Source organism: Hymenobacter sp. (genome assembly GCF_036388155.1).
Classification (GTDB): domain Bacteria; phylum Bacteroidota; class Bacteroidia; order Cytophagales; family Hymenobacteraceae; genus Hymenobacter.
The window spans coordinates 1-19,240 of record NZ_DASVSI010000150.1 but is presented as its reverse complement, the minus strand read 5'-3'; the positions used below and the strand labels follow the sequence as shown (position 1 = coordinate 19,240).

Sequence of the window (19,240 nt, the reverse complement as noted above, 5' to 3'; positions counted from 1 at the left end):
CTTCGGCTGAAGTTAGGTGCCCGCCCTACTTCGAGAACTTCTTGCGTAGCTCGTCGACTTGGTCGCGGAACTTCTTGTCCGAATCCACCAGGTCCGACACCGTTTGCACCGAGTGCATTACTGTAGTATGGTCGCGCCCGCCGAAGTGGAACCCAATGGTTTTCAGGGTGTGGGCCGTGTGGTGCTTGGCAAAGTACATGGCCACTTGCCGGGCCGTCACCACTTCTTTTTTGCGAGTTTTGTCCTTCAACAGCTCCACCGAGATGTTGAAATACGCGGCCACCGTCTTCTGAATGAAGTCGAGGTTTACTTCCGCTTCCACTTCTTCAATGATGTGGCGCAGGGCTTGCTTCACCATTTCCAGGTCAATGTCGCGGCGCGACAAGCTGCTCTGGGCCACCAGCGACGCAATTACGCCTTCCAGCTCGCGCACGTTGGTGTGCACGGAGTTGGCCAAATAGTCCACCACGTGGTCCGGCGGAATGTCGATGCCGTCCTGCTCCATCTTGTTGCGGATGATGGCCACCCGCGTCTCAAAATCCGGGCTTTGCACGTCGGCCGTCAGGCCCCACTTGAAACGATTTAGCAGCCGGTCCTCCAAGCCCAACAGGTCCTTGGGCGGACGGTCGGACGTCATCACAATCTGCTTGCCGGACTGATGCAAGTGGTTGAAGATGTGAAAGAACATCTCCTGGGTTTTGCCTTTGTTGGCCAGGAACTGCACGTCGTCCAGAATCAGGGCATCGACTTGCAGGTAGAAGTTGGCAAAGTCCTGCACCTGGGCGCGCTGCACGCTGTCGATGAACTGGTTGGTGAACTTCTCCGCCGACACGTAGAGCACAAACCGCTCCGGCGCCGTGGCCTTGATGTGGTTGCCAATGGCCTGCACCAAGTGCGTTTTGCCCAGGCCCACGCCGCCGTACACCATGAGGGGGTTGAAGCTGGTGGTGCCGGGCTTATTGGCCACGGCCAAGCCCGCCGAGCGCGCCAGCCGGTTGCAGTCGCCTTCGATATAGTTGTCGAACGTGTACGAACCGTTGAGCTGCGACGGCACGAGGTTGCCGTCCATGGGACGGGCCGTGTCGAAGGGGTTGCGGGGCGGGGCCAGCGTTTCGGCGCCCGCCAGGTTGTTGCTGCCAAAGTTGCCGCGCGGCGTGGTGCGCACCGCGCCAGAATTGACGTAGCGCGCCGAGGCCGCGCGCGCACTGCCCGCCAGCGGGTTGCCACCGGGTGCGGGCGGCGGGGTTTGGGGCGCATCGCGCGGGTCGGGGGCGGCTGTTTTGCGGGGCGGAGGCAGGTGCAGGGCACGCGGGGGCGCTTGCTCGTTGCCTTGGTCCACCACCACGCTGTATTCCAGGCGGCCTTCGGGGCCCAGTTCCCGGAACAGCGCCCGGCGCAGCTCGTCCACGTAGTGCTCCTCCAGCCAATCGTAGAAATACGCGCTGGGCACCTGAATGGTCAGCACGTTGCCTTTTAGCTCAACCGGAACGATGGGTTGAAACCAGGTTCTGAAACTCTGCTCCCCGATTTCCGCCGAGATGCTGCGAAGGCAGCCAGCCCAAACCGTGCGAAAATCTTTGAGCATGAGAACAATTAGGCATTAACCGGTACCTAACCGGCAACGAAAGCAGTGACGAAATCAGCACCTGAACGGTACCATTATTTTTTAGAGGGGGACAAAATTGTGGAAAACTCCGCACTTAAAAAAGCCGCAAAAGGCTTGTTTATGTCGCGCTTTTAACAGGCTGACCGAACCGGCACAACAGCGGCACTAGCTAAACCAGCGCGTTTTGTTTTCGCCGAAAATTCATAGTCCAACCTTCCTAAATTTATACCCGACCAGCCCACTTGGTTTATCAGCGTGGAGTGGCCACCGGGGCCCGCAATGGGCTCGGGCGCGTCCATGAACGTGTGCGTGTGGCCGCCCAGTATCAGGTCGATGCCCGCCACTTGGGCCGCCAGCTTGCGGTCGTCGACTTTGGCACTTTCGTACTTGTAGCCCAGGTGCGACAGGCAGATGACCAGGTCGCACTTCTCGGCGCCGCGCAGCTGGGCAACCAGTTCTTTGGCCTTGGCCACGGGGTCGAGGTACACGGTTTGGCCAAAGTTTTTGTCGCCCACCAGCCCCGCTAATTCAATGCCCAACCCAAAAACTCCGATGCGAACCCCCTGCTTCTCAAACACCTTGTAAGGAGCAAACCGGCCAGCCAAGGCCGTTTTGGAAAAGTCGTAGTTGGCGACGAGGAAGGGGAACGTGGCGTTGGGCAACTGGCGCTGAAGCCCGTCGAGGCCGTTGTCGAAGTCGTGGTTGCCAAGGGTGCTGGCGTCGTAACCCATCTGGCTCATGAGCTTGTATTCCAACTCGCCGCCGAAGAAGTTGAAGTAGGGCGTGCCCTGGAAAATGTCGCCCGAATCGAGCAGCAGCACGTTGGCTTCTTTGGCGCGAATGTCTTTGATGAGTGCCGCCCGCCGGGCCATGCCGCCCAACCCGGCCCACTGCCCGCCGTTGTCGGGAAAGGGCTCGATGCGCGAATGCATGTCGTTGGTGTGCAGAATGGTGAGCTTGATGGGGCCTTTGGCGGCGGGAGCGGCTTCGGCAGTAGCGCCCAGCCCACCCAACACGGTGAGGCCGGCAGTGCCGAGCAGGGAGTTGCGGAGGAATTCGCGGCGTTGCATAGAAAAAATTAGTTGGCCTTGACACGGCCTTCCACCCGGGCCGTTACGGGTTTGCCGGCTTTGGTGAGGCTGCGAATGTGGTCGGCGATGGCGGTGCGTAGCAGCACGTTGGTGTGCCGGGGCGGGAGCGCCTTAAAGAAAACCATGTTGTCGCCGCCCGAGGCCAGGTAATCAGAGATGGCAATGGGCCAGGTTCGGTCTTGGTTGACGTCGAACAGCTGGCTGCCAATGCGAATGTCCTTGGGCAGGCCGTCGAACGTGACGGCGTAGGTAGCGCCCGATACGGCCATCTTCGAGCGGGCCGCGTAGTCAAACAGCTGCTGCACCACCGGGCCCGGCGCGTCGAGCACCACTAGCTCGTTTTCGAAAGGCATCAATTCAAACACCGACCCCAAGGTGACGGGCCCGGCCGCAAAACTGGCGCGCAAGCCCCCGTTGGTCATCACACCCAGGGGCACGGGCTCGCCCAGCACCTGGCTGGCGCGTTCCCGCTGCAAGTCGGCCACGAAGTTGGCCAGCGGCGACTCGCCGGGGCTTTTGACCAGCGGCGCCGGGGCTGTGCCCAGCACCTCGGCCATTTGACTGGTCACTTTGTCGTGGTACGGGGCTATGATGGCGGCCATGGCCGGGTCCTCGGCCTGGGTTTTGCCCACGGGCTGGCTAGTTACAGGCGCAAAACGGGCCGTGGGCGCATAGGCCGCGCGCTGACAGCCGGCCAGCAGGGCCAGTGCCAAAACAGGCGCCAGGAAGAAGCGAGAAGAAAGGGGCTGCATGTAACGAAAAACAGGCGAGAAACGAAAGCAACGGAAGTTGCCAGCGCAAATCTACGTTGCTGGCCTTGCCTAAGACCTGCAAAAGCTGTGCAAGGGCCTTCGGGGTGCAGGCGGTATCTTTCGGCCCGTTTACAGGCAGGCCCGCTGCGCGGGCGCGTCGCAGCAGAACAAGAGTTTTCAGAGAGATATGTCCGACACCCCGGTTACCACGCCCGTTTCTTTTGCTGAGTTCCCGGCCGTGACCACCGCCGAATGGCAAGCCCGCCTGGCCCGCGACCTGAAGGGCCAGGACCCGGCCACGCTGCGCTGGCCCCTGCCCGACGGCTTTAGCGTGGAGCCCTTCTACCACCGCGAAGCCCTGGCCGCGCTCGGCGGGGCGCCTGCCCCCCTGCCCCACCCCGTGTCGCCGTGGCTGAACGTGCCTTCCTTGAACGTTCCGGCCGGCGACGGACGCGCGCAAATTGACCAGGCCCGGGAGGCTTTGGCCCGCGGGGCCGATGGCATCCACTTTGTGCTGACCGATGCCTCGGCCTTTGCCGTGCATTACCTGGTCGAGCAGTTGCCGCTCGCGAAGGCCTTCATCGGCTACACCACTCCCACCGACCCCGACCTGCTGCTGAGCCAGCTCGTAGACGCGGCCCCGGGCACCGCCCTTCGCGGCTTTTTGCGCTTTGTGCCGGGGCAGGCGCCCGAGGGTGGCGAGCTAGCCGACCATCGCCCGGTGCTGCGCCGCTGCGTGAAGCTGTGTTCGGGTATGCCCGAATTTCGGACCCTGGCCGTGAACGGCGCTTTTTTTGGCAACCGCGGCGCCACGGCCACGCAGCAAATTGCCTTCAGCCTAAACACCGCCGCCGCCCTGCTGGCAGAGCTGCCCAACGAAGAAATCAGCACGGCCCAAGTGGCGGCGGCGCTGCACGTGCACGTGGCGGTTATGCCCAGCTACTTTCTGGAAATAGCCAAGCTGCGGGCCCTGCGCCGGCTGTGGGCCACGCTGCTGCACGCCTTTGGGCTGCCCGCCACGCTGAACGCGGGACTGCGCATTCATGCCACCACGGCCACCTGGACGCAGACCACCCTCGACCCGCACACCAACCTGCTGCGCCACACCACCGAGGCCATGAGCGCCGTGCTGGGCGGCGCCGACTCGCTGTCGGTGGCGCCTTTCGATAACCTGTTTGCGGACGCCAACGAATTTTCCAGTCGCTTGGCGCGGAACCTGTCGGTGCTGCTGCGCGAAGAATCGGGACTGGGCCGGGTGCAGGACCCCGCCGCCGGGTCTTACTTCGTGGAGACGCTCACCGACCAGCTGGCCCAGGAAGCCTGGGTGGTGTTTCAGCGCATGGAGGCGGCCGGGGGGCTGCCCCGCGTGCGCGGCCAGATGCTGGACGAAATCAAGGCGGTGGCCACCGAGACTTTTCGACGCATTGCCAGCGGCCAGCAAGTGGTGGTGGGCACCAACCGCTTCCAGAACCCGAACGAGCAGTTCAGCTTCCACCCCAAAAAACTGCTGCGCTCGGCTGAATTCGACGTGACCCGCGCCGCGTATCCCACCGAGGTGCTGCGCCTGGCCACGGCCCTGCATTTTGAGCGCCGCGAAAAGAAAAGCAAGCGCGCGGCCGTAGTGCTGCTGGGCACCAACACCAACCAAGTCATCCTGGAAACCTTTGTGCAGATGCTGCAGCCGCACGAGCGGCCCGAAATTGCGGCCAGCCACCCGCCGGGCACGCTCTCGCTGCTGTACTCCACGCCCGAGGAAGCAACTCTAATGTATGCCACGCCAGAGCAGTTCCAGAAGTTTGCTCGCTTCATCTACCAGATTCCGACCGAGAAGCAGCACTTCATTCCACCGGCTTTGCTCAGCTCCGACATGGCCACGCTGCACGAGGCCGTGCGCGTGTTTGGCTTCCACGAAATGAAGGTGCAGGGCTACACCACCGAGGAAGTATTGGCCCGCCTGCAAGGGCGGTGATAGAGAACGTCATGCAGCGCGCTGCGAAGCATCTCGCGTGCCACCGCTAATCAATGACGTTGAACGATTGAATTACACCCACACGCGAGATGCTGCGCTGCGCTCTGCATGACGTTCCTTCCTCGTCGTAATTCCCACCCATGAAACCCGACTTCTCTTCGATTCCCTACAACGCCGCCGCTGGCCCCGCTGCCCCCGCCGCGCCAGAAACTGCCGCTGCACTCACACCCGAGGGCATTGCCATTAAGCCCGTGTACACGGCGGCCGACGTGGCGGGCCTCGACCACCTGGGCTTTGGGGCGGGGCAGGCGCCCTACCTGCGCGGGCCCTACGCCAGCATGTACGTGCAGAACCCCTGGACCGTCCGGCAATACGCGGGGTTTTCCACGGCCGAGGCCAGCAACGCGTTTTACCGGCGCAACCTGGCTGGGGGGCAGAAAGGGCTGAGCGTGGCCTTCGACCTGGCCACGCACCGGGGCTACGACTCGGACCACCCGCGCGTGCAGGGCGACGTGGGCAAGGCCGGCGTGGCCATCGACTCGGTGGAGGACATGAAAATCCTCTTCGACCAGATTCCGCTCGACCAAATGTCGGTGTCGATGACCATGAACGGGGCCGTGCTGCCGGTGCTGGCCTTCTACATCGTGGCAGCCGAAGAGCAGGGCGTGAGCCCGGAAAAGCTGTCGGGCACCATTCAGAACGACATTCTGAAGGAGTTCATGGTGCGCAACACCTACATCTACCCGCCCGCGCCGAGCATGCGCATCATCGCCGACATTTTCAGCTACACGGCGGCCCGCATGCCCAAGTTCAATAGCATTTCCATTTCGGGCTACCACATGCAGGAAGCCGGCGCCACCGCCGACCTGGAGCTGGCCTACACCCTGGCCGATGGCCTGGAATACGTGCGCGCCGGCCTGGCGGCGGGCATGAAGATTGACGAGTTTGCGCCGCGCCTGTCCTTCTTCTGGGCCATTGGCATGAACCACTTTATGGAGATTGCCAAGCTGCGGGCCGGGCGCCTGCTCTGGGCCAAGCTCATGCAGCAGTTCAGCCCCACCAACCCCAAGAGCCTGGCCCTGCGCACGCACTGCCAGACCTCGGGCTACTCCCTCACCGAGCAGGACCCCTACAACAACGTGGCCCGCACCACCATCGAGGCGCTGGCCGCGGCCCTGGGCGGCACCCAAAGCCTGCATACCAATGCCCTCGACGAGGCCATTGCCCTGCCCACCGACTTCTCGGCGCGCATTGCCCGCAACACCCAGCTCTACCTCCAGCACGAAACCGACATCACCAAAGTGGTGGACCCCTGGGGCGGCAGCTATTACGTGGAAACCCTCACCCACGAGCTGGCCGACAAGGCCTGGGCCCTCATTCAGGAAGTGGAAGCGCTGGGCGGCATGGCCAAGGCCATCGAAACCGGCCTGCCCAAGCTGCGCATCGAAGAAGCTGCCGCCCGCAAGCAGGCGCGCATCGACTCGGGCAAGGAAATCATCGTGGGCGTGAACAAGTACCAGACCACCGAGAAAACCGAGGTCGAGGTGCTCGACATTGACAACGACGCGGTGCGCGAGAGCCAAATCGCCCGGCTCAAGAACATTCGTGCTACCCGCGATAACGTGGCGGTGAAAGTGGCTCTGGCGGCCCTCACTGAGGCGGCCGGAGTTAGAGTCGAAGAATTGACCAAATCGAAACTAACAACTGACAACGAACAACTACCAACTACCAACTTACTGGCTCTGGCCGTGAACGCCGCCCGCGCCCGCGCCACCCTGGGCGAAATATCCGACGCCCTCGAAGCCATGTACGGCCGGCACCAGGCCACCACGCGCACCGTGGCCGGCGTGTACTCCCAAGAGATGTCGCACAACGAAGCCTTCGAACAAGCCCGCGCCGCCGCCGATGCCTTTGCCGCCCGCGAAGGCCGCCGCCCCCGCATGCTGGTGGCCAAAATGGGCCAGGATGGCCACGACCGCGGCGCCAAAATCATCGCCACGAGCTTCGCCGATGTAGGCTTCGACGTCGACATTGCTCCCCTCTTCCAAACCCCCGCCGAAGTGGCCCGCCAAGCCGCCGACAACGACGTGCACGTGGTGGGCGTGAGCAGCCTCGCCGCCGGCCACAAAACCCTACTCCCCCAGCTGCTCACGGAGCTGAAGGAGCTGGGCCGGGAGGACATTCTGGTCATCGCCGGCGGCGTGATTCCGGCCCAGGATTACAAGTTCCTCTACAATGCTGGCGTGGCCGGGGTGTATGGGCCGGGTACGGTGATTGCCACGGCGGCGCTGGAGATTCTGGGGAAGCTAGGGGAGTAGTCAAACCAGATGGGTATGCGCATTTCTGACGACGACCAGCAGGCGCGTATGACTTCGACTGGTTCGCGGTGGACGCCGACGGCTACCTCATGCAGTTAAGCTCGTGGGGCGGCAAGCTGCCGGCTTCGGTGGTGGCCTCCCGAGAAAACCTGGACGTCCTCAACGATTATCTCAACGCCTTGCCGGAGCTTTCAACCGACGAGGAAATCAAGGCAACCTTCACCGCTGCCACCCCGGAAGGAGACTTGAGCAGCTATTTGGAGTACGTCAGGCGTGGCTTGTTCGCTTTCGATAGAGTAGACGACAACCACTACTCCGGTATCTATTGCTTGGTGGCCCGGCCGCCCCGGCCGCTGCGGGCCGGGGCATTACCGCTCGAAATAGCCGCCATCGTCACCCACACGCCTCCCCTTTTCAGTTGCGGGATTGGCAACCTTCGATATTACGCCGGTGGCTTAATCCTCGCTTCTCATGCCCTTCGTTCTTGCGCTGGAACAGGAGCAGCGAGTGCCGCCAACGTTTCGGCTTAATGAGCGCTAGCTTTGGGTGGCCGGCGTGTATGGTCCGGAACGGTCATCGTCACAGCAGCACCGGAATTTTAAAGAAGCTGGGGGAGTAAACTGCTTTCTTTGTCATTAATTATGCAGGAACGTCTCATCATCCGAAATTTTGCCGGGCTCAACGTAGAGCTAGATGTGGGTGAAATCACAATTTTTATTGGCCCACAGGCTAGCGGTAAAAGTGTGTGTGCTCGATGCTTGTACTGGTTCCGTTCCTTTTTCTCTGATTTAACATTTGGGGGAGAAGTAGGCCCAGACAAGCGTAGTATGGATGCGTTATACTTGGAAGGCTTTAAGGAATATTTCCCGAATCTGTGGCAGACTACGGTTGACTTCTCTGTACGTTATGAAATAGGTGAAGCGTTCGCAGAAATTAAACAGGAAAAAAAACGACTTCGGCTGATTTACTCCACTGTTATACAAAATCTCGCCGCAGAACTACGAACTCAACTTAGGTTGCTTGAAGAGAAGTATACTGTTGCCTCTCCCAAACGAGCCAGCAGGCCCATAATCAAACAAGCGGAAATTGACAAGACCAGGTTAATAGACGAGTGGATGTATAAAATCTGGGATGTGATGGGCTCTCCACCATTCCTAGACCAAGATTTTGTTATTGCGGGGCGCTCTATTTTTTCCGCTCTCAAGGGTACCCTTCTTACCTTTCTATCTACTACACCAGTCACAGACCCGCTTTTACGGGACTTTCTGAGGGCGTACGAGTTTGCTCGTAATACACAACCTTCGCCTGACGAATCCCACCTAAAGAGTTTAGCCCCTTTGGTGGAATATATACTAAAAGGTCAACTCGTGACACGGCAAGACGATGACTTGCTGATGTTAACTGATGGAAGACAAATTTCATTGACCCATGCCTCTTCCGGTCAACAAGAAGCATTCCCATTGATACTTTTTCTCCTTAGCTTTTTGAGTGACCAAAAATCCGTCGCTCATGCACTGTATGTGGAAGAACCCGAGGCTCACCTTTATCCTGATTCACAATGGGCCATAGTGCGGCTCATGGCTAGCGTATTTAACTTAAGTCTAGTCGATTTTTCCTCACGGCTAACCATTACCACGCACAGCCCTTATCTACTTTCAACATTCAATAATCTTATCCGGGCTCATCAGTTGGCCGAGCAGTTCAAAAACTCTCCTCAACAATTAAAAGCCCTCTACCGCATCGTACCGAAAAACCAACAACTGGCCCTAGATGATTTTCGCGTCTACGCTTTAGCAGATGGCAAAGCCCGCTCCATCATCTCCGCCGAAGACGGCTTGATAGTAGCCGATAAACTGGATGAAGTATCCGAAAGGATTTCGCAGCAGTTCGACAAGCTATTGCAACTAGAAGCTCAAGCTGCTGCGAATGAAAAAGCCAGCTAAGACGGTGCGGGCTATCCTGCGGCTGGTATTAGAAGAGGAGCGTAGTAAATTTATTCTGGTCTACCCTTCCGCTGTAGCAGTAAATCTCATCAAAGTAGACGAGCACCTGTCGGCATCCGTCCCGCAATGTGACTATGTGGTGATACTATCTACTCAGGCGTTGTATGTAGAGTTGAAAGGGAGTGACGTTGAACATGCCGTTGAGCAGTTGAAGAGCACATTATTCAATCTAAAGGTGGCCATTGCAGCCAAGTTGTTTTTTATCATCCACCATCACTGCCCCCTACCTGCTACCAAGATTCAGCAGATGAAAGGCCGTTTTTTAAAACAGACCGGCTATCTATTGGAGGTACGCAAGAGCCCCTACACCCACTCGATATAATAGCATCCCCTCCTAACACCAGGCCCGCCCCACCGGCAGGGCCTTTTGTGTGCCCGAAGCCCCTCAGAAACATCCAGTTGGCATTAAGCACGGCGTCAGAAGGAATAACCCGTAAGTTGGCATGGTAAAACCGCTATATTTCCGCCATGCAACTGCTCAGCCAAGTACTCATCGGCCTCGTGGCCGCCATCCACCTGTACATCCTGTGGCTCGAAATGTTTGCCTGGACCACGCGCGGGCCCAAAACGTTTCGCTCGCTGCGGCCGGAGCGTTCGAGCCCACCAAGGTGCTGGCCGCTAACCAGGGGCTGTACAACGGCTTTCTGGCGGCGGGGCTGGTGTGGGCCCTGTTGATTACCAACCCCGAGTGGCACCGCAACGTGGCGTCGTTTTTTCTGGGCTGCGTGGCGGTGGCGGGCATCTACGGCTCCCTAACGGCGGGCGGACGCATCCTGCTGGTGCAAACCGTGCCCGCGCTGCTGGCCCTGGCGGCGCTGCTGCTCGCCTGAGGCCGGACCGAGGGCAGCGCGTGGGTGGCGGCCGCGCCGGTAGCCCTATCCAAATTAATATCGAGTTAGTAACATGCAGGTACAGGACAGGAGGGCCTCAGGAAGGCGGCAACTTGCTGCCGATGAACCCGCTGACCACGTCTCCCGCGCCGCGGGGAATGGTACCTAACCAACGCTTGGAGGGCGTGGGGAGGCTGGACATCACAGTCCAATTCCAACCCATTCAAAACCCACCAAGTAATGCTGAAAAACATGCTTACCGTTGCCCGGCCCCTGGCCGTTGGCGCCACCTGCCTGGCCCTGCTCGCTACCCCCGGCTGCGCCTCCAAAGACAACGTGACGCCCGCCACCGTGCAGGCCACCAGCCAAACGGCCGATGCTGTGCTGGCCACCGGCGAAGTCACCAAATACAACTCCACCTGGACGGCCAAGGTGAACGGCGTGACCCGCTACACCGGCCCCGACATGATAACGGCCATCCAGACCGCCGCCAACAACCTCACCGCCGGCCGCACCACCAAGGAGACCGTGAACATCCGCAACTCCGGCGACACCGGGCCCGACGCCGGCGTCATCAAAGCGGTGAACATCCCGAGCTACACCATCCTGAATTTCAACGGCACCACCATGAACGTGAACGACAGCGGCGAGCCGCTCATCGTGCCCATCCAGGGCGAGCGCCGCACCGACATTGAGATTCGCAACCTGCGCGTGACCGGCAACCCGCGCTACGGCATCTGGCTGAAAAGCTGCACCAACATGGTGCTGTCGCAAATCACCATGAACTTCAGCAACGGCGGCCGCCTGGGCATCCGCGTCGATGACAGCAAGGGCGACTGGTCGCGCAACCTGAACCTGGACAACGCCAACGTGACCGGCACCACCGACAACGCCGTGGAAACCTACGGCGTCGACGGCTTCACCATCGGCACGGTCACCACCAACAGCACCGGCGCCTGCGGCCTGCTGCTCAACAAGTCCAAAAACGGCACCGTGGGCACCGTGAATGCCACCCGCGCCAACTACGGCGGCGGCTACGCGGCCTTCCGGGTGGCCAACAGCTGCGGCCCCAACATCACCGTGAACCGGGTGACGGCCCGGGAGTGCGGGCGCGGCTTCTTCAGCGTGTCGGGCTCCAACGGCGTTACCGTCAACTACGTCGACATCATCGGGTCGAGCAGCCACGGCATCCTCATCGAAGACAGCCAGTCCATCAACGTGAAAGACGGCACCATCTCCAACTGCGGGGCCGAGGGCGTGCGCATCACCTCGCGCTCTACTACCGAGTTTATTCCCTCTCAGCAAAACACCGTGCAGAGCCTGCAGGTATCGGGCTGCACCTACGGCGTGCGCGAAACCACGCCCCGCACCAACAACAACCGCATTCTCAACAACATCCTGACCGGCAACGGGACCTCGCTGTTTTACCAGGGACCGGGCACCGTGGCCACTGGCAACACCCTGTAGCGGGTTTGCACCATAAATACAAGCCCAATTGCAAGCCCTGGCCGGTTGGTCGGGGCTTGTTTGTGTAGGGCTGGCGTGCAGGAGGGTGCAGGTACGTGACGCCGGCGGTCCCACAACAGGGCCGGCACCTAGAGCCTGCCACCCAAAATAGCATAACAAAAAGGCCAGGAAACTTCCGTCTCCTGGCCTTTTTCATGAAACGGCAGTGATGATTACGGCCTCTCCCGGATGACAAACGGGATGGGCAACACGCGCGACACCCGCACCGGCTTGCCGGCCACCTGCCCGGGGTTCCACCACGGCATGAGCCGTATGATGCGCAGGGCTTCTTCGTCGAAACCATTGCCGGCCGACTTCACCACTTCGGCGTCGGTGATGCGGCCCTGCTCGTCGACGATGAAACCCACGTAGACGGTGCCTGAAATGCCTTTGGCCAGCGCCGCTTCGGGAAAACGGGCATTTTGGCCCACGAAGGTGCGGAAAGCCTTTTCGCCTCCGGGAAAGGAGGGCAGCACTTCCGAGTAGTTCAGCGCCTCCGACTTGATGGGTACCCCACCAACCGGAACCGCGACGCCCGCCGAGTACATTTTGACGGTGAGGGGCGTGCTGGCCGATACGGTCAACGTTTGGTCGCGGTAGCCCTGGCACTTGAACACCAGCACCGTTTTTACGTCGGCCAGGGGCAGCAGAAAGTCGCCGTCGGCGTTGGTGCTGGTCACGTGGGGCGTGCCTTGCACCGTCACCACCACGCCTGGCAGCGGCACATCCGACTCGGTTACTACCCGGCCGGCCACTGTGGGCGCGGCAACAGCATGGGCAACTACGGGCAAAGGAGGGCCTGTTTCCAGTTGCGAACCGGCGGCCCAGGTTTGGCTGAGCAACAATACTGTAGAAATGAATAACATAGCGGGCGGGTTTGAGTGGATAAGCAAGAAAGAAAAGCGCCGGAAGCGCCAACAATCGATTGAGGGAGTGGTATGGGAAATGCCCCCGACTTTATAGTCGGGGGCACACCGGTATAGAATAGTTATATGCCCAGTAGAATCACCTTTAAAAGCCAGTGTTCTACCCTATTTATTTCTACTAATACGTCTAATCTAAGCCACTAATGATAACGGACGGATAGCTACTGATAACTTCTATTTCTCTGTCTAGTAAAACTTAACGATGCAAAGAAAGCATATTCTTCTCCATCATTGCAAATTTTATATTCTTAAAATAAAAACATTTTTTTCGTTTTGTAAATGACATCTATAATATTGTATTTTTTCTCTAAAAAGGCCGTGATTTCATCGCTAAGAATGATTCAGGTAAAGAAAGCTTAACTGCTGGATTGGATAGCAGAAAGCCCCATACACTGCCTTACGGCTCATTGAGCACATAAATAGCTCTTCCCAGTACACTATGTACAAAGCAGACGGCTTGGGCTACCGGGTAATGGCCAAGGACACGCACTTAGGACAGCCCGTAGCAACCTAAAAAAAAATGTTCCTTCCCACTACTTCGATTTATGCCATACTGCCGCCTGTGAATAGCGGCCAACTGTTTCCGACTCGCGCGGTCAGCTAACCCGTAATTATTCTACTTGCCGTAGTCCGCGAGCCTACGCAAGCCACTACTCTTTATCGCTGCCTCTGCCCGAATGTGTTGCGGGGCGATAATCATTCATGCGTCACAAAAGGCAGTCGCCTACGCACCCATTCAGAAACAATCGACTCTTCTGAGCTTCATGCCGAGCGTGGCAAACCACCTCGCCCGCGCCTTCTGTCACGCTGAGCGGAGCGAAGCATCTTCTCAGGTCCATACGACTCGTGCTTAGGTGAGAAGATACTTCGCTCCGCTCAGCATGCCAGACGCTTGAGTCAGTGCTTCATGCCAGACGCTTCGCTCGGCATGACGGCCTTATTCATGCGGTTATTTAAGTCCTTTGCAACCTAAAGCAGGCCCTTGCAGAAGGTGCTGAAAAACCCTATCCAGGCAAACTACCTGGACACACTGCTCACCCACAGGCAATTGTTGCTATTGAATCTTGTACCCAGGGTGTTGCTGACGACCGCCGCAATGCGCAAGCGCGTGCTTCGCTTTGCCACTGACTATTGGGCCCCCAGCTTGGGCAGCACCCGCGCATTACCCAAGCCGGCGGGCCTTGCTATTCTCCGCCCAACACGGCCCAGGCTTCCTCGTTGCCCTGCTGGCCGGCCAGGTGCAGCGCGGTGAGGCCGCGCGCGTCCTTGATGTCCTTGTCGGCCCCGGCTTCTACCAGGATGCGCACCATCTCGTTGCGCCCGAAGAGCGTGGCAAACATGAGGGCCGTGCCGCCGTTGCCGTTCTGCAGGTTGAGGTCGGCGCCGCGGTCGATGAGCAGGCGGGCCACGTCGGAATAGCCTTTGAAGCTGACGCCCATCAGGGCGCTGTTGCCGGTTACGTCTTGCACGTTGGGGTCGGCGCCGGCGTTCAGCAGGAACTTAGTGGCGTCGTAGTGGTCGTCGTACGCTGCCAGGATGAGGGCGGTGAACCCTTTAGAGTTGGGCGTGTTCACGTCGAGCCCGGAGGCCAGGATTTCGTGCAGGGTCGACACGTCGCCGCGGCGGGCGGCGTCAAAGAGGAGGTCTTCGGGGCGGGAGGAAGTGAAATCCATGTATTCTAATCAGCGGGAAGATGGAGAGTCGAAAAGTACGAGCGCTGCGCCGCTAGCGTTGGCCCGGCGACAGCTCGTGCGTTGCCTCCCCTTGGCCGATGGGCTAAAACCAGAGCAACACCACCAGGGTGAGGATAGCCAATAACCCGCTCACGACGGCAGTGTTTACGATGGTTTCGACGGTGCGGCCGGGCAGGCAGCCCACCGCGGCCACCACGCCCATGAGCAGGGGCAGCAGCGCAAACGTGCCGTAAATGGTGCCGCCATAGGGCTGAAACGGCGCTGGGCCGTCGGGCGAGTTGGGCGCGCTCACCCGGCGCACCACGCCCAGCAGCCGCGTTTTCCACACCGTGATGCGGTCTTGCTCGCGCACGCGGTAGCCGATGGCGCTGGGCAGCCGGAACGACGTGTGCTCGGTGTGCACGCGGTAGGCAATTTGCGGGTTAGACAGCGACGAAGACACCGACACGGGAAAGCGCGTGCGCACCGTTTCGTTGGCAAACTGGCGTTGGGGCAAGGCCAGGTCGAGGGCCAGCAGCAGGCAGCAGGCCAGCAGGGCCACGTTGAAGCTCCGGGCCACGCGGGCGTAGCGGAGCAGGCGCTCGTCGTGGCGCGCGCTAACCGGGGCGGGCGGCAGCTGCTCCAGCAGCAAGTCGTAGGCAATGCGCCGGAGGGGGTGGGCCAGGATGTCGTAGCCGGTTTCGACGTCCGCTAGGCGGGCTTTCATGACCCGGTCGGCGGCGGCGAGGCGTTTGAAGCGCGCACGTTGGCGCGCATAAGCCTGCTCGATTTCGCCTGCCGTGGCCAGGGGGCCGATACCTAAAACGCGGTAGTAGTTCTGCATGAGCCAAACGCGGACGTGTCCCGAAAAATACAGACCGGCCGCCATAAAAACGAGCCCCAGCGCGACTCTATTGCCCAACGCGTAAGCAAATTGCAGCCGGGCCCGCCGCCCAGCCCAACCATGTGAGCGGCTTAGGCCGGTGGTTAGCAGCGGCCACCGCCGTACTTCGCGCCACGCCCCTTTTACTCTTTACTGCCCGATGCCTTCGCCCGCCACTTTATTGCCCGTGCCCGCCGCCCCTGCTGCCGCCTGGAGCACGCTGGAAGTAGCGCAAGTGCGCGACAAATCGCGGCTGGTGACTTGCCACAACCAACAGCCGCTGAAGGTATTCAACCCGGCGGCGCCCACGACTGCCTGCCACGTGGTGCTGAGCAGCTACGGCGGGGGCATGGTGGCCGGCGACGTCATTCGGCTGCGCATTCGTGGCCACGCGCACACGCGCACCGTGGTGAGCACGCAGGCCAGCACGAAGATTTTTCGCTCGATTGACGGCAGCCAAGCCGAGCAGCACACCGTGGGCGAGTTGGGCGAGCAGGCCCTGGCCGTAGTCTTTCCCGACCCGGTGGTGCTGCAGGCCGAAAGCCGCTACCGCCAGTTGCAGGAATGGCAGCTGCACCCCACCTCCCTCCTGCTCCTGGTCGATTGGTTTCATTCCGGCCGCATGGACCAGGGGGAGCGGTTTGCCTTTACGGCGCTGCATTCGGAGCTGCGGGTGCGCGTGGCTGGCCGGCTGCTGGTGCTGGACCGGTTTGCCTTTGCGCCGGAAGAGCACATCGCCACCTCGCCCGCCAATTTTGCCGACTACCAAACCTTCTTCTCGGCCTTCCTGGTGGGCAGCCCCAATGATGCGCGGTTTCGCCACTTGGCCGAGGTGCTGGAGCGGCAAAAGATGCCGGGCAGCACCGGGCCGCATTTTCGCATCAGCAGCCAGCCGTACGTGGTTTCGGTGGCCAAAGCGCGGGAGAACGTGTGGGTGTTGCGGGCCGCCGCACGCAGCCGCCTGGAGCTGCAGCCCCTGTGCGACCAGCTTTTGGAAGCGCTGGGCCACGAAGAGCTGTTGGGCTATAACCCCTTGAAGCGCAAATACTAGATAGGCGCATTTTGCGTTCGGCTGTCATCCGGATTTCACAGCCCGGACCCGACGCCTATGCGCTTCTTCTACAATCTTGTTGTGAGCGTGTGCCTGGCAGCCTGCGCCAGCCCTGATGCCCAGCATGCCTCGCCACCCCAGGCGGGCCGCCAGCGCCCACAGCCCGTTGCGCCTCCGGCCCCCGCCGCCCCTACCGCGGTGGTAGCAGCCATTGCCCCCGACCACCTAGGGCGCCTCGCCTTACCACCCCTTCCCCGGTCCCAACCACTCCGCGCCCCGGCACCCCGGCCCACCACGTACGCCGATGCCGCGCCTGCGCCGGAACCCGCCGAAACCGACACCGTTGCCATTGGGGCGGCCAAGATTGCGCAACGCTTCTGGCTGCGGCCCGGCCGCGACACGGTGCTTTACGGCACCGAAGGCACCACCATTTGGGTGCCGGCCCAGGCTTTTGTGGAAGCCGCCCTGGGTGCTCCCACCCCGACGGGCCCCGTGGAGCTGCAGCTCAAGGAATTTTATTCGCTGCCCGACATTCTGCTCAACAACCTTTCCACCAATTCCAGCCAGGACGGCCTGCTCGAAACCGGCGGGATGCTGCACCTGGCGGCGGTTTCGGCCAATGGCAAGCCCTGCAACCTCCGGCCCGGCGCGGAGCTGCTGGTGCAGATACCGGCCGCGCATCCCAAAGCAGGCATGCAGCTATACGCGGGGGTGCCCATGCCCGGGCGCAAACTGGACTGGCAACGGCCCCGGCCGGCCCTGAAGCCACAAGCGTTTGAGCCGGAAGGGCCCCAGGTACGCGGCACTGAAGCTCAGCTGCGGGCTTTCCTGCGGCAGCGGCTGGCCTTCTCTGCCAGCACCGCCCAACGCCTCCGGGCCGCCCAAACACTGCCACAGCGCAAAGCCCTGCGGCAAGCCAGCCGCTTCGTGGGCAGGCGGCTGGTGGAGTACGGCCGGCTGGAGGTGGCCGTCGACCGTCGGGGCACGGTCGTCAACGCTACGGCCGTCGGCATTCAGGACTCCGTGTTGCGGGAGCAGCTGTGCAGCGCCGGGCGGCAGCTGCCTCCCTTCCGGCCGGCCACCTTGACCGGCCCGGTTCGCGCGCGGCCCGCCGCCGCCACGCCACGCAGCTACCTCACCATCATTCGGCGCCAGCGGCGAGTGGCCCCTGCCAAGCCCTTGCCGCAACTGCCTATGGCTGGCAACTGGGAAATTGAAGTCGGCTTCGCCCGAGATGGGCAGGTGTTGTTTCCCTGGCCCAGCCTCGGCACAGCCAACGGGCTGAACGGCTTCGACAACTTAAAAAGCTTCCGGGCCGACAGCGCCCGCCAGTACTTGCGCCGCGCCGACGCCCGGACGCTCCAAGCCACCAGCCTCGACTCACTCAGCGGCTACCTGTTCAGCGCCACCAGCCTGGGCTGGGCCAACTGCGACCGGACGGGGCAGCTAGCCAGCCAGCGCATTTACTACGGCGTAGAAACCGACGCGCCCAATACGCGGGTGCAGCTGGTGTTTCGGCGGGCGCGGGCCGTGATACCCAGCGACGGCGAGCGCCCCGGCACCCGGCTGCAGCTGTTCCACTCCGCGCCCGCAGGCGAGCCGGCCACCTTGGTCGCCATAAAACGAGAAAGCGGCGTTACCTACCTTGCCATCAAAGACGTCGTGATGAGCGAACAGATTGAAAAAGGCCTGCCGTTTCACCCCGTCTCGGCCGATGAATTGCGCGCTGCTTTGGCTAGGATTGACCGGTAGGCTACCGCCGGTCTTCGCGCACGGCGGCCAGGGCCCGGGCTTTGGCAGCTTTGATGTGGGCGATGATTTCCTCCAGCCCGTGCCCGTCGACGGCCCGAGCGAATAGGAATGGCCCCTCGCCGCGCATCTTGCGCGAGTCACGCTCCATCACGCCGAGGTCGGCTTTAATTAAGTCTTTGAGGTCGATTTTATTGATGATGAGCAGGTCCGACTGCGTGATGCCGGGGCCGCCCTTGCGCGGGATTTTGTCGCCGCCCGACACGTCGATGACGTAGATGGAATAGTCCACCAGCTCGCGGCTGAAGTGGGCGGCCAGGTTGTCGCCGCCGCTCTCCACAAAGAGGTAGTCCAAGCCGTAATCGAAGCGCTGCATGAGGCCTTCGAGGGCGTCCATGTTCAGCGAAATATCCTCCCGGATGGCGGCGTGAGGACAGCCCCCGGTTTCCACGCCCACAATCCGGTCTTCGCTCAGTGCGCTGTTGCGAATGAGAAACTCGGCGTCTTCGCGGGTGAAAATGTCGTTGGTGACCACGCCTAGCTCGAACTCGTGGCGCAGGCGCTCGCACAAGGCCTTGAGCAGCGCGGTTTTGCCCGTGCCCACCGGCCCGCCAATGCCCACCGTGAAGGCGCGCTTGCGAAAGTTGCGGTAGCTGGGCAGCCGCCGCGTTTCGCGCTCGTTGAAGTCGCCGGGCGATTCGTAAGCTTCGTGTTGGTGGCCATGGAGGAGCAGGGCGAGTTTTTCGACAAAGGCCATTTTGATAGTGGTTAATGATTAGTGGTTAACGATTAATTAAGAACGTCATGCAGAGCACAGTGAAGCATCTCGCGTGGGGTAGTAATTCAATCGTTGAAAAAGGATTAGTGGTGGCACGCGAGATGC

The 19,240-nt window shown here is 61.0% G+C and carries 15 protein-coding genes and 1 pseudogene; 9 read left to right on the top strand and 7 right to left on the bottom strand.

The window, feature by feature from the left end; translation table 11 throughout:
* Positions 1 to 25: 25 nt before the first annotated feature.
* The 3 genes from dnaA to VF629_RS21620 all read right to left on the bottom strand — a co-directional run bounded on the left by dnaA (position 26) and on the right by VF629_RS21620 (position 3,449).
* Complete coding sequence (dnaA, locus tag VF629_RS21630; RefSeq protein ID WP_331060592.1) at positions 26 to 1,585, bottom strand: chromosomal replication initiator protein DnaA; 1,560 nt, start codon at positions 1,583 to 1,585, stop codon at positions 26 to 28.
* A 152-nt stretch (positions 1,586 to 1,737) separates the two neighbouring features.
* Positions 1,738 to 2,676, bottom strand: coding sequence for a metallophosphatase (locus VF629_RS21625; RefSeq protein ID WP_331060591.1), 939 nt, complete (start codon positions 2,674 to 2,676; stop codon positions 1,738 to 1,740).
* Between the two features lie 8 nt (positions 2,677 to 2,684).
* Positions 2,685 to 3,449 carry a 5'-nucleotidase C-terminal domain-containing protein gene (locus VF629_RS21620; protein ID WP_331060590.1) on the bottom strand — a complete coding sequence of 255 codons (765 nt, stop codon included), beginning with the start codon at positions 3,447 to 3,449 and terminating at the stop codon, positions 2,685 to 2,687.
* Between the two features lie 187 nt (positions 3,450 to 3,636).
* Between VF629_RS21620 and VF629_RS21615 the strand changes: the two genes are divergently transcribed.
* From VF629_RS21615 to VF629_RS21580, 7 genes and pseudogenes are all read left to right on the top strand, one after another.
* A complete protein-coding gene (locus VF629_RS21615; RefSeq protein ID WP_331060589.1) occupies positions 3,637 to 5,418 on the top strand; it encodes a methylmalonyl-CoA mutase family protein in 1,782 nt (593 codons plus the stop codon).
* A 140-nt stretch (positions 5,419 to 5,558) separates the two neighbouring features.
* A complete protein-coding gene (scpA, locus tag VF629_RS21610; protein ID WP_331060588.1) occupies positions 5,559 to 7,736 on the top strand; it encodes a methylmalonyl-CoA mutase in 2,178 nt (725 codons plus the stop codon).
* An 89-nt stretch (positions 7,737 to 7,825) separates the two neighbouring features.
* The gene (locus VF629_RS21605; protein WP_331060587.1) at positions 7,826 to 8,266 is read left to right on the top strand and encodes a hypothetical protein; all 441 of its coding nucleotides are present in this window, start codon (positions 7,826 to 7,828) and stop codon (positions 8,264 to 8,266) included.
* Between the two features lie 111 nt (positions 8,267 to 8,377).
* Entirely contained in the window at positions 8,378 to 9,679 is a 1,302-nt protein-coding gene (locus tag VF629_RS21600; RefSeq protein ID WP_331060586.1) for an AAA family ATPase, read from the top strand.
* The gene (locus tag VF629_RS21595; RefSeq protein WP_331060585.1) at positions 9,663 to 10,061 is read left to right on the top strand and encodes a hypothetical protein; all 399 of its coding nucleotides are present in this window, start codon (positions 9,663 to 9,665) and stop codon (positions 10,059 to 10,061) included. The genes VF629_RS21600 and VF629_RS21595 overlap by 17 nt, the downstream gene beginning before the upstream one ends.
* Positions 10,062 to 10,207: 146 nt before the next feature.
* A pseudogene (locus tag VF629_RS25835) lies at positions 10,208 to 10,569 on the top strand (DUF1304 domain-containing protein).
* A gap of 240 nt (positions 10,570 to 10,809) precedes the next feature.
* On the top strand, positions 10,810 to 12,036 hold the full coding sequence (locus VF629_RS21580; RefSeq protein WP_331060582.1) for a right-handed parallel beta-helix repeat-containing protein: 1,227 nt from the start codon (positions 10,810 to 10,812) through the stop codon (positions 12,034 to 12,036).
* Between the two features lie 212 nt (positions 12,037 to 12,248).
* Here the strand turns inward: VF629_RS21580 and VF629_RS21575 are convergent, their stop codons facing one another.
* The 3 genes from VF629_RS21575 to VF629_RS21565 form a co-directional block, all read right to left on the bottom strand.
* Positions 12,249 to 12,941 (bottom strand): TonB family protein, encoded by a 693-nt coding sequence (locus VF629_RS21575; protein WP_331060581.1) that lies wholly within the window; start codon positions 12,939 to 12,941, stop codon positions 12,249 to 12,251.
* A 1,244-nt stretch (positions 12,942 to 14,185) separates the two neighbouring features.
* Positions 14,186 to 14,674: an ankyrin repeat domain-containing protein gene (locus VF629_RS21570; protein WP_331060580.1), complete on the bottom strand. Its 489-nt coding sequence runs from the start codon at positions 14,672 to 14,674 to the stop codon at positions 14,186 to 14,188.
* A gap of 103 nt (positions 14,675 to 14,777) precedes the next feature.
* Positions 14,778 to 15,518 carry a hypothetical protein gene (locus VF629_RS21565; RefSeq protein WP_331060579.1) on the bottom strand — a complete coding sequence of 247 codons (741 nt, stop codon included), beginning with the start codon at positions 15,516 to 15,518 and terminating at the stop codon, positions 14,778 to 14,780.
* A gap of 199 nt (positions 15,519 to 15,717) precedes the next feature.
* Between VF629_RS21565 and VF629_RS21560 the strand changes: the two genes are divergently transcribed.
* Both VF629_RS21560 and VF629_RS21555 read left to right on the top strand, forming a co-directional pair.
* Positions 15,718 to 16,608: an urease accessory protein UreD gene (locus VF629_RS21560; RefSeq protein WP_331060578.1), complete on the top strand. Its 891-nt coding sequence runs from the start codon at positions 15,718 to 15,720 to the stop codon at positions 16,606 to 16,608.
* 57 nt (positions 16,609 to 16,665) lie between these two features.
* Positions 16,666 to 18,360 (top strand): hypothetical protein, encoded by a 1,695-nt coding sequence (locus VF629_RS21555; RefSeq protein ID WP_331060577.1) that lies wholly within the window; start codon positions 16,666 to 16,668, stop codon positions 18,358 to 18,360.
* 1 nt (position 18,361) lies between these two features.
* Here the strand turns inward: VF629_RS21555 and ureG are convergent, their stop codons facing one another.
* Positions 18,362 to 19,114, bottom strand: coding sequence for an urease accessory protein UreG (gene ureG, locus VF629_RS21550; protein ID WP_331060576.1), 753 nt, complete (start codon positions 19,112 to 19,114; stop codon positions 18,362 to 18,364).
* Positions 19,115 to 19,240: the final 126 nt, after the last annotated feature.

What these genes read in the sequence shown, in the direction of transcription:
- dnaA (WP_331060592.1), bottom strand. Translation starts at nt 1,585, where the DNA reads ATGCTCAAAGATTTTCGCACGGTTTGGGCTGGCTGCCTTCGCAGCATC.
- VF629_RS21625 (WP_331060591.1), bottom strand. Translation starts at nt 2,676, where the DNA reads ATGCAACGCCGCGAATTCCTCCGCAACTCCCTGCTCGGCACTGCCGGC.
- VF629_RS21620 (WP_331060590.1), bottom strand. Translation starts at nt 3,449, where the DNA reads ATGCAGCCCCTTTCTTCTCGCTTCTTCCTGGCGCCTGTTTTGGCACTG.
- VF629_RS21615 (WP_331060589.1), top strand. Translation starts at nt 3,637, where the DNA reads ATGTCCGACACCCCGGTTACCACGCCCGTTTCTTTTGCTGAGTTCCCG.
- scpA (WP_331060588.1), top strand. Translation starts at nt 5,559, where the DNA reads ATGAAACCCGACTTCTCTTCGATTCCCTACAACGCCGCCGCTGGCCCC.
- VF629_RS21605 (WP_331060587.1), top strand. Translation starts at nt 7,826, where the DNA reads ATGCAGTTAAGCTCGTGGGGCGGCAAGCTGCCGGCTTCGGTGGTGGCC.
- VF629_RS21600 (WP_331060586.1), top strand. Translation starts at nt 8,378, where the DNA reads ATGCAGGAACGTCTCATCATCCGAAATTTTGCCGGGCTCAACGTAGAG.
- VF629_RS21595 (WP_331060585.1), top strand. Translation starts at nt 9,663, where the DNA reads ATGAAAAAGCCAGCTAAGACGGTGCGGGCTATCCTGCGGCTGGTATTA.
- VF629_RS21580 (WP_331060582.1), top strand. Translation starts at nt 10,810, where the DNA reads ATGCTGAAAAACATGCTTACCGTTGCCCGGCCCCTGGCCGTTGGCGCC.
- VF629_RS21575 (WP_331060581.1), bottom strand. Translation starts at nt 12,941, where the DNA reads ATGTTATTCATTTCTACAGTATTGTTGCTCAGCCAAACCTGGGCCGCC.
- VF629_RS21570 (WP_331060580.1), bottom strand. Translation starts at nt 14,674, where the DNA reads ATGGATTTCACTTCCTCCCGCCCCGAAGACCTCCTCTTTGACGCCGCC.
- VF629_RS21565 (WP_331060579.1), bottom strand. Translation starts at nt 15,518, where the DNA reads ATGCAGAACTACTACCGCGTTTTAGGTATCGGCCCCCTGGCCACGGCA.
- VF629_RS21560 (WP_331060578.1), top strand. Translation starts at nt 15,718, where the DNA reads ATGCCTTCGCCCGCCACTTTATTGCCCGTGCCCGCCGCCCCTGCTGCC.
- VF629_RS21555 (WP_331060577.1), top strand. Translation starts at nt 16,666, where the DNA reads ATGCGCTTCTTCTACAATCTTGTTGTGAGCGTGTGCCTGGCAGCCTGC.
- ureG (WP_331060576.1), bottom strand. Translation starts at nt 19,114, where the DNA reads ATGGCCTTTGTCGAAAAACTCGCCCTGCTCCTCCATGGCCACCAACAC.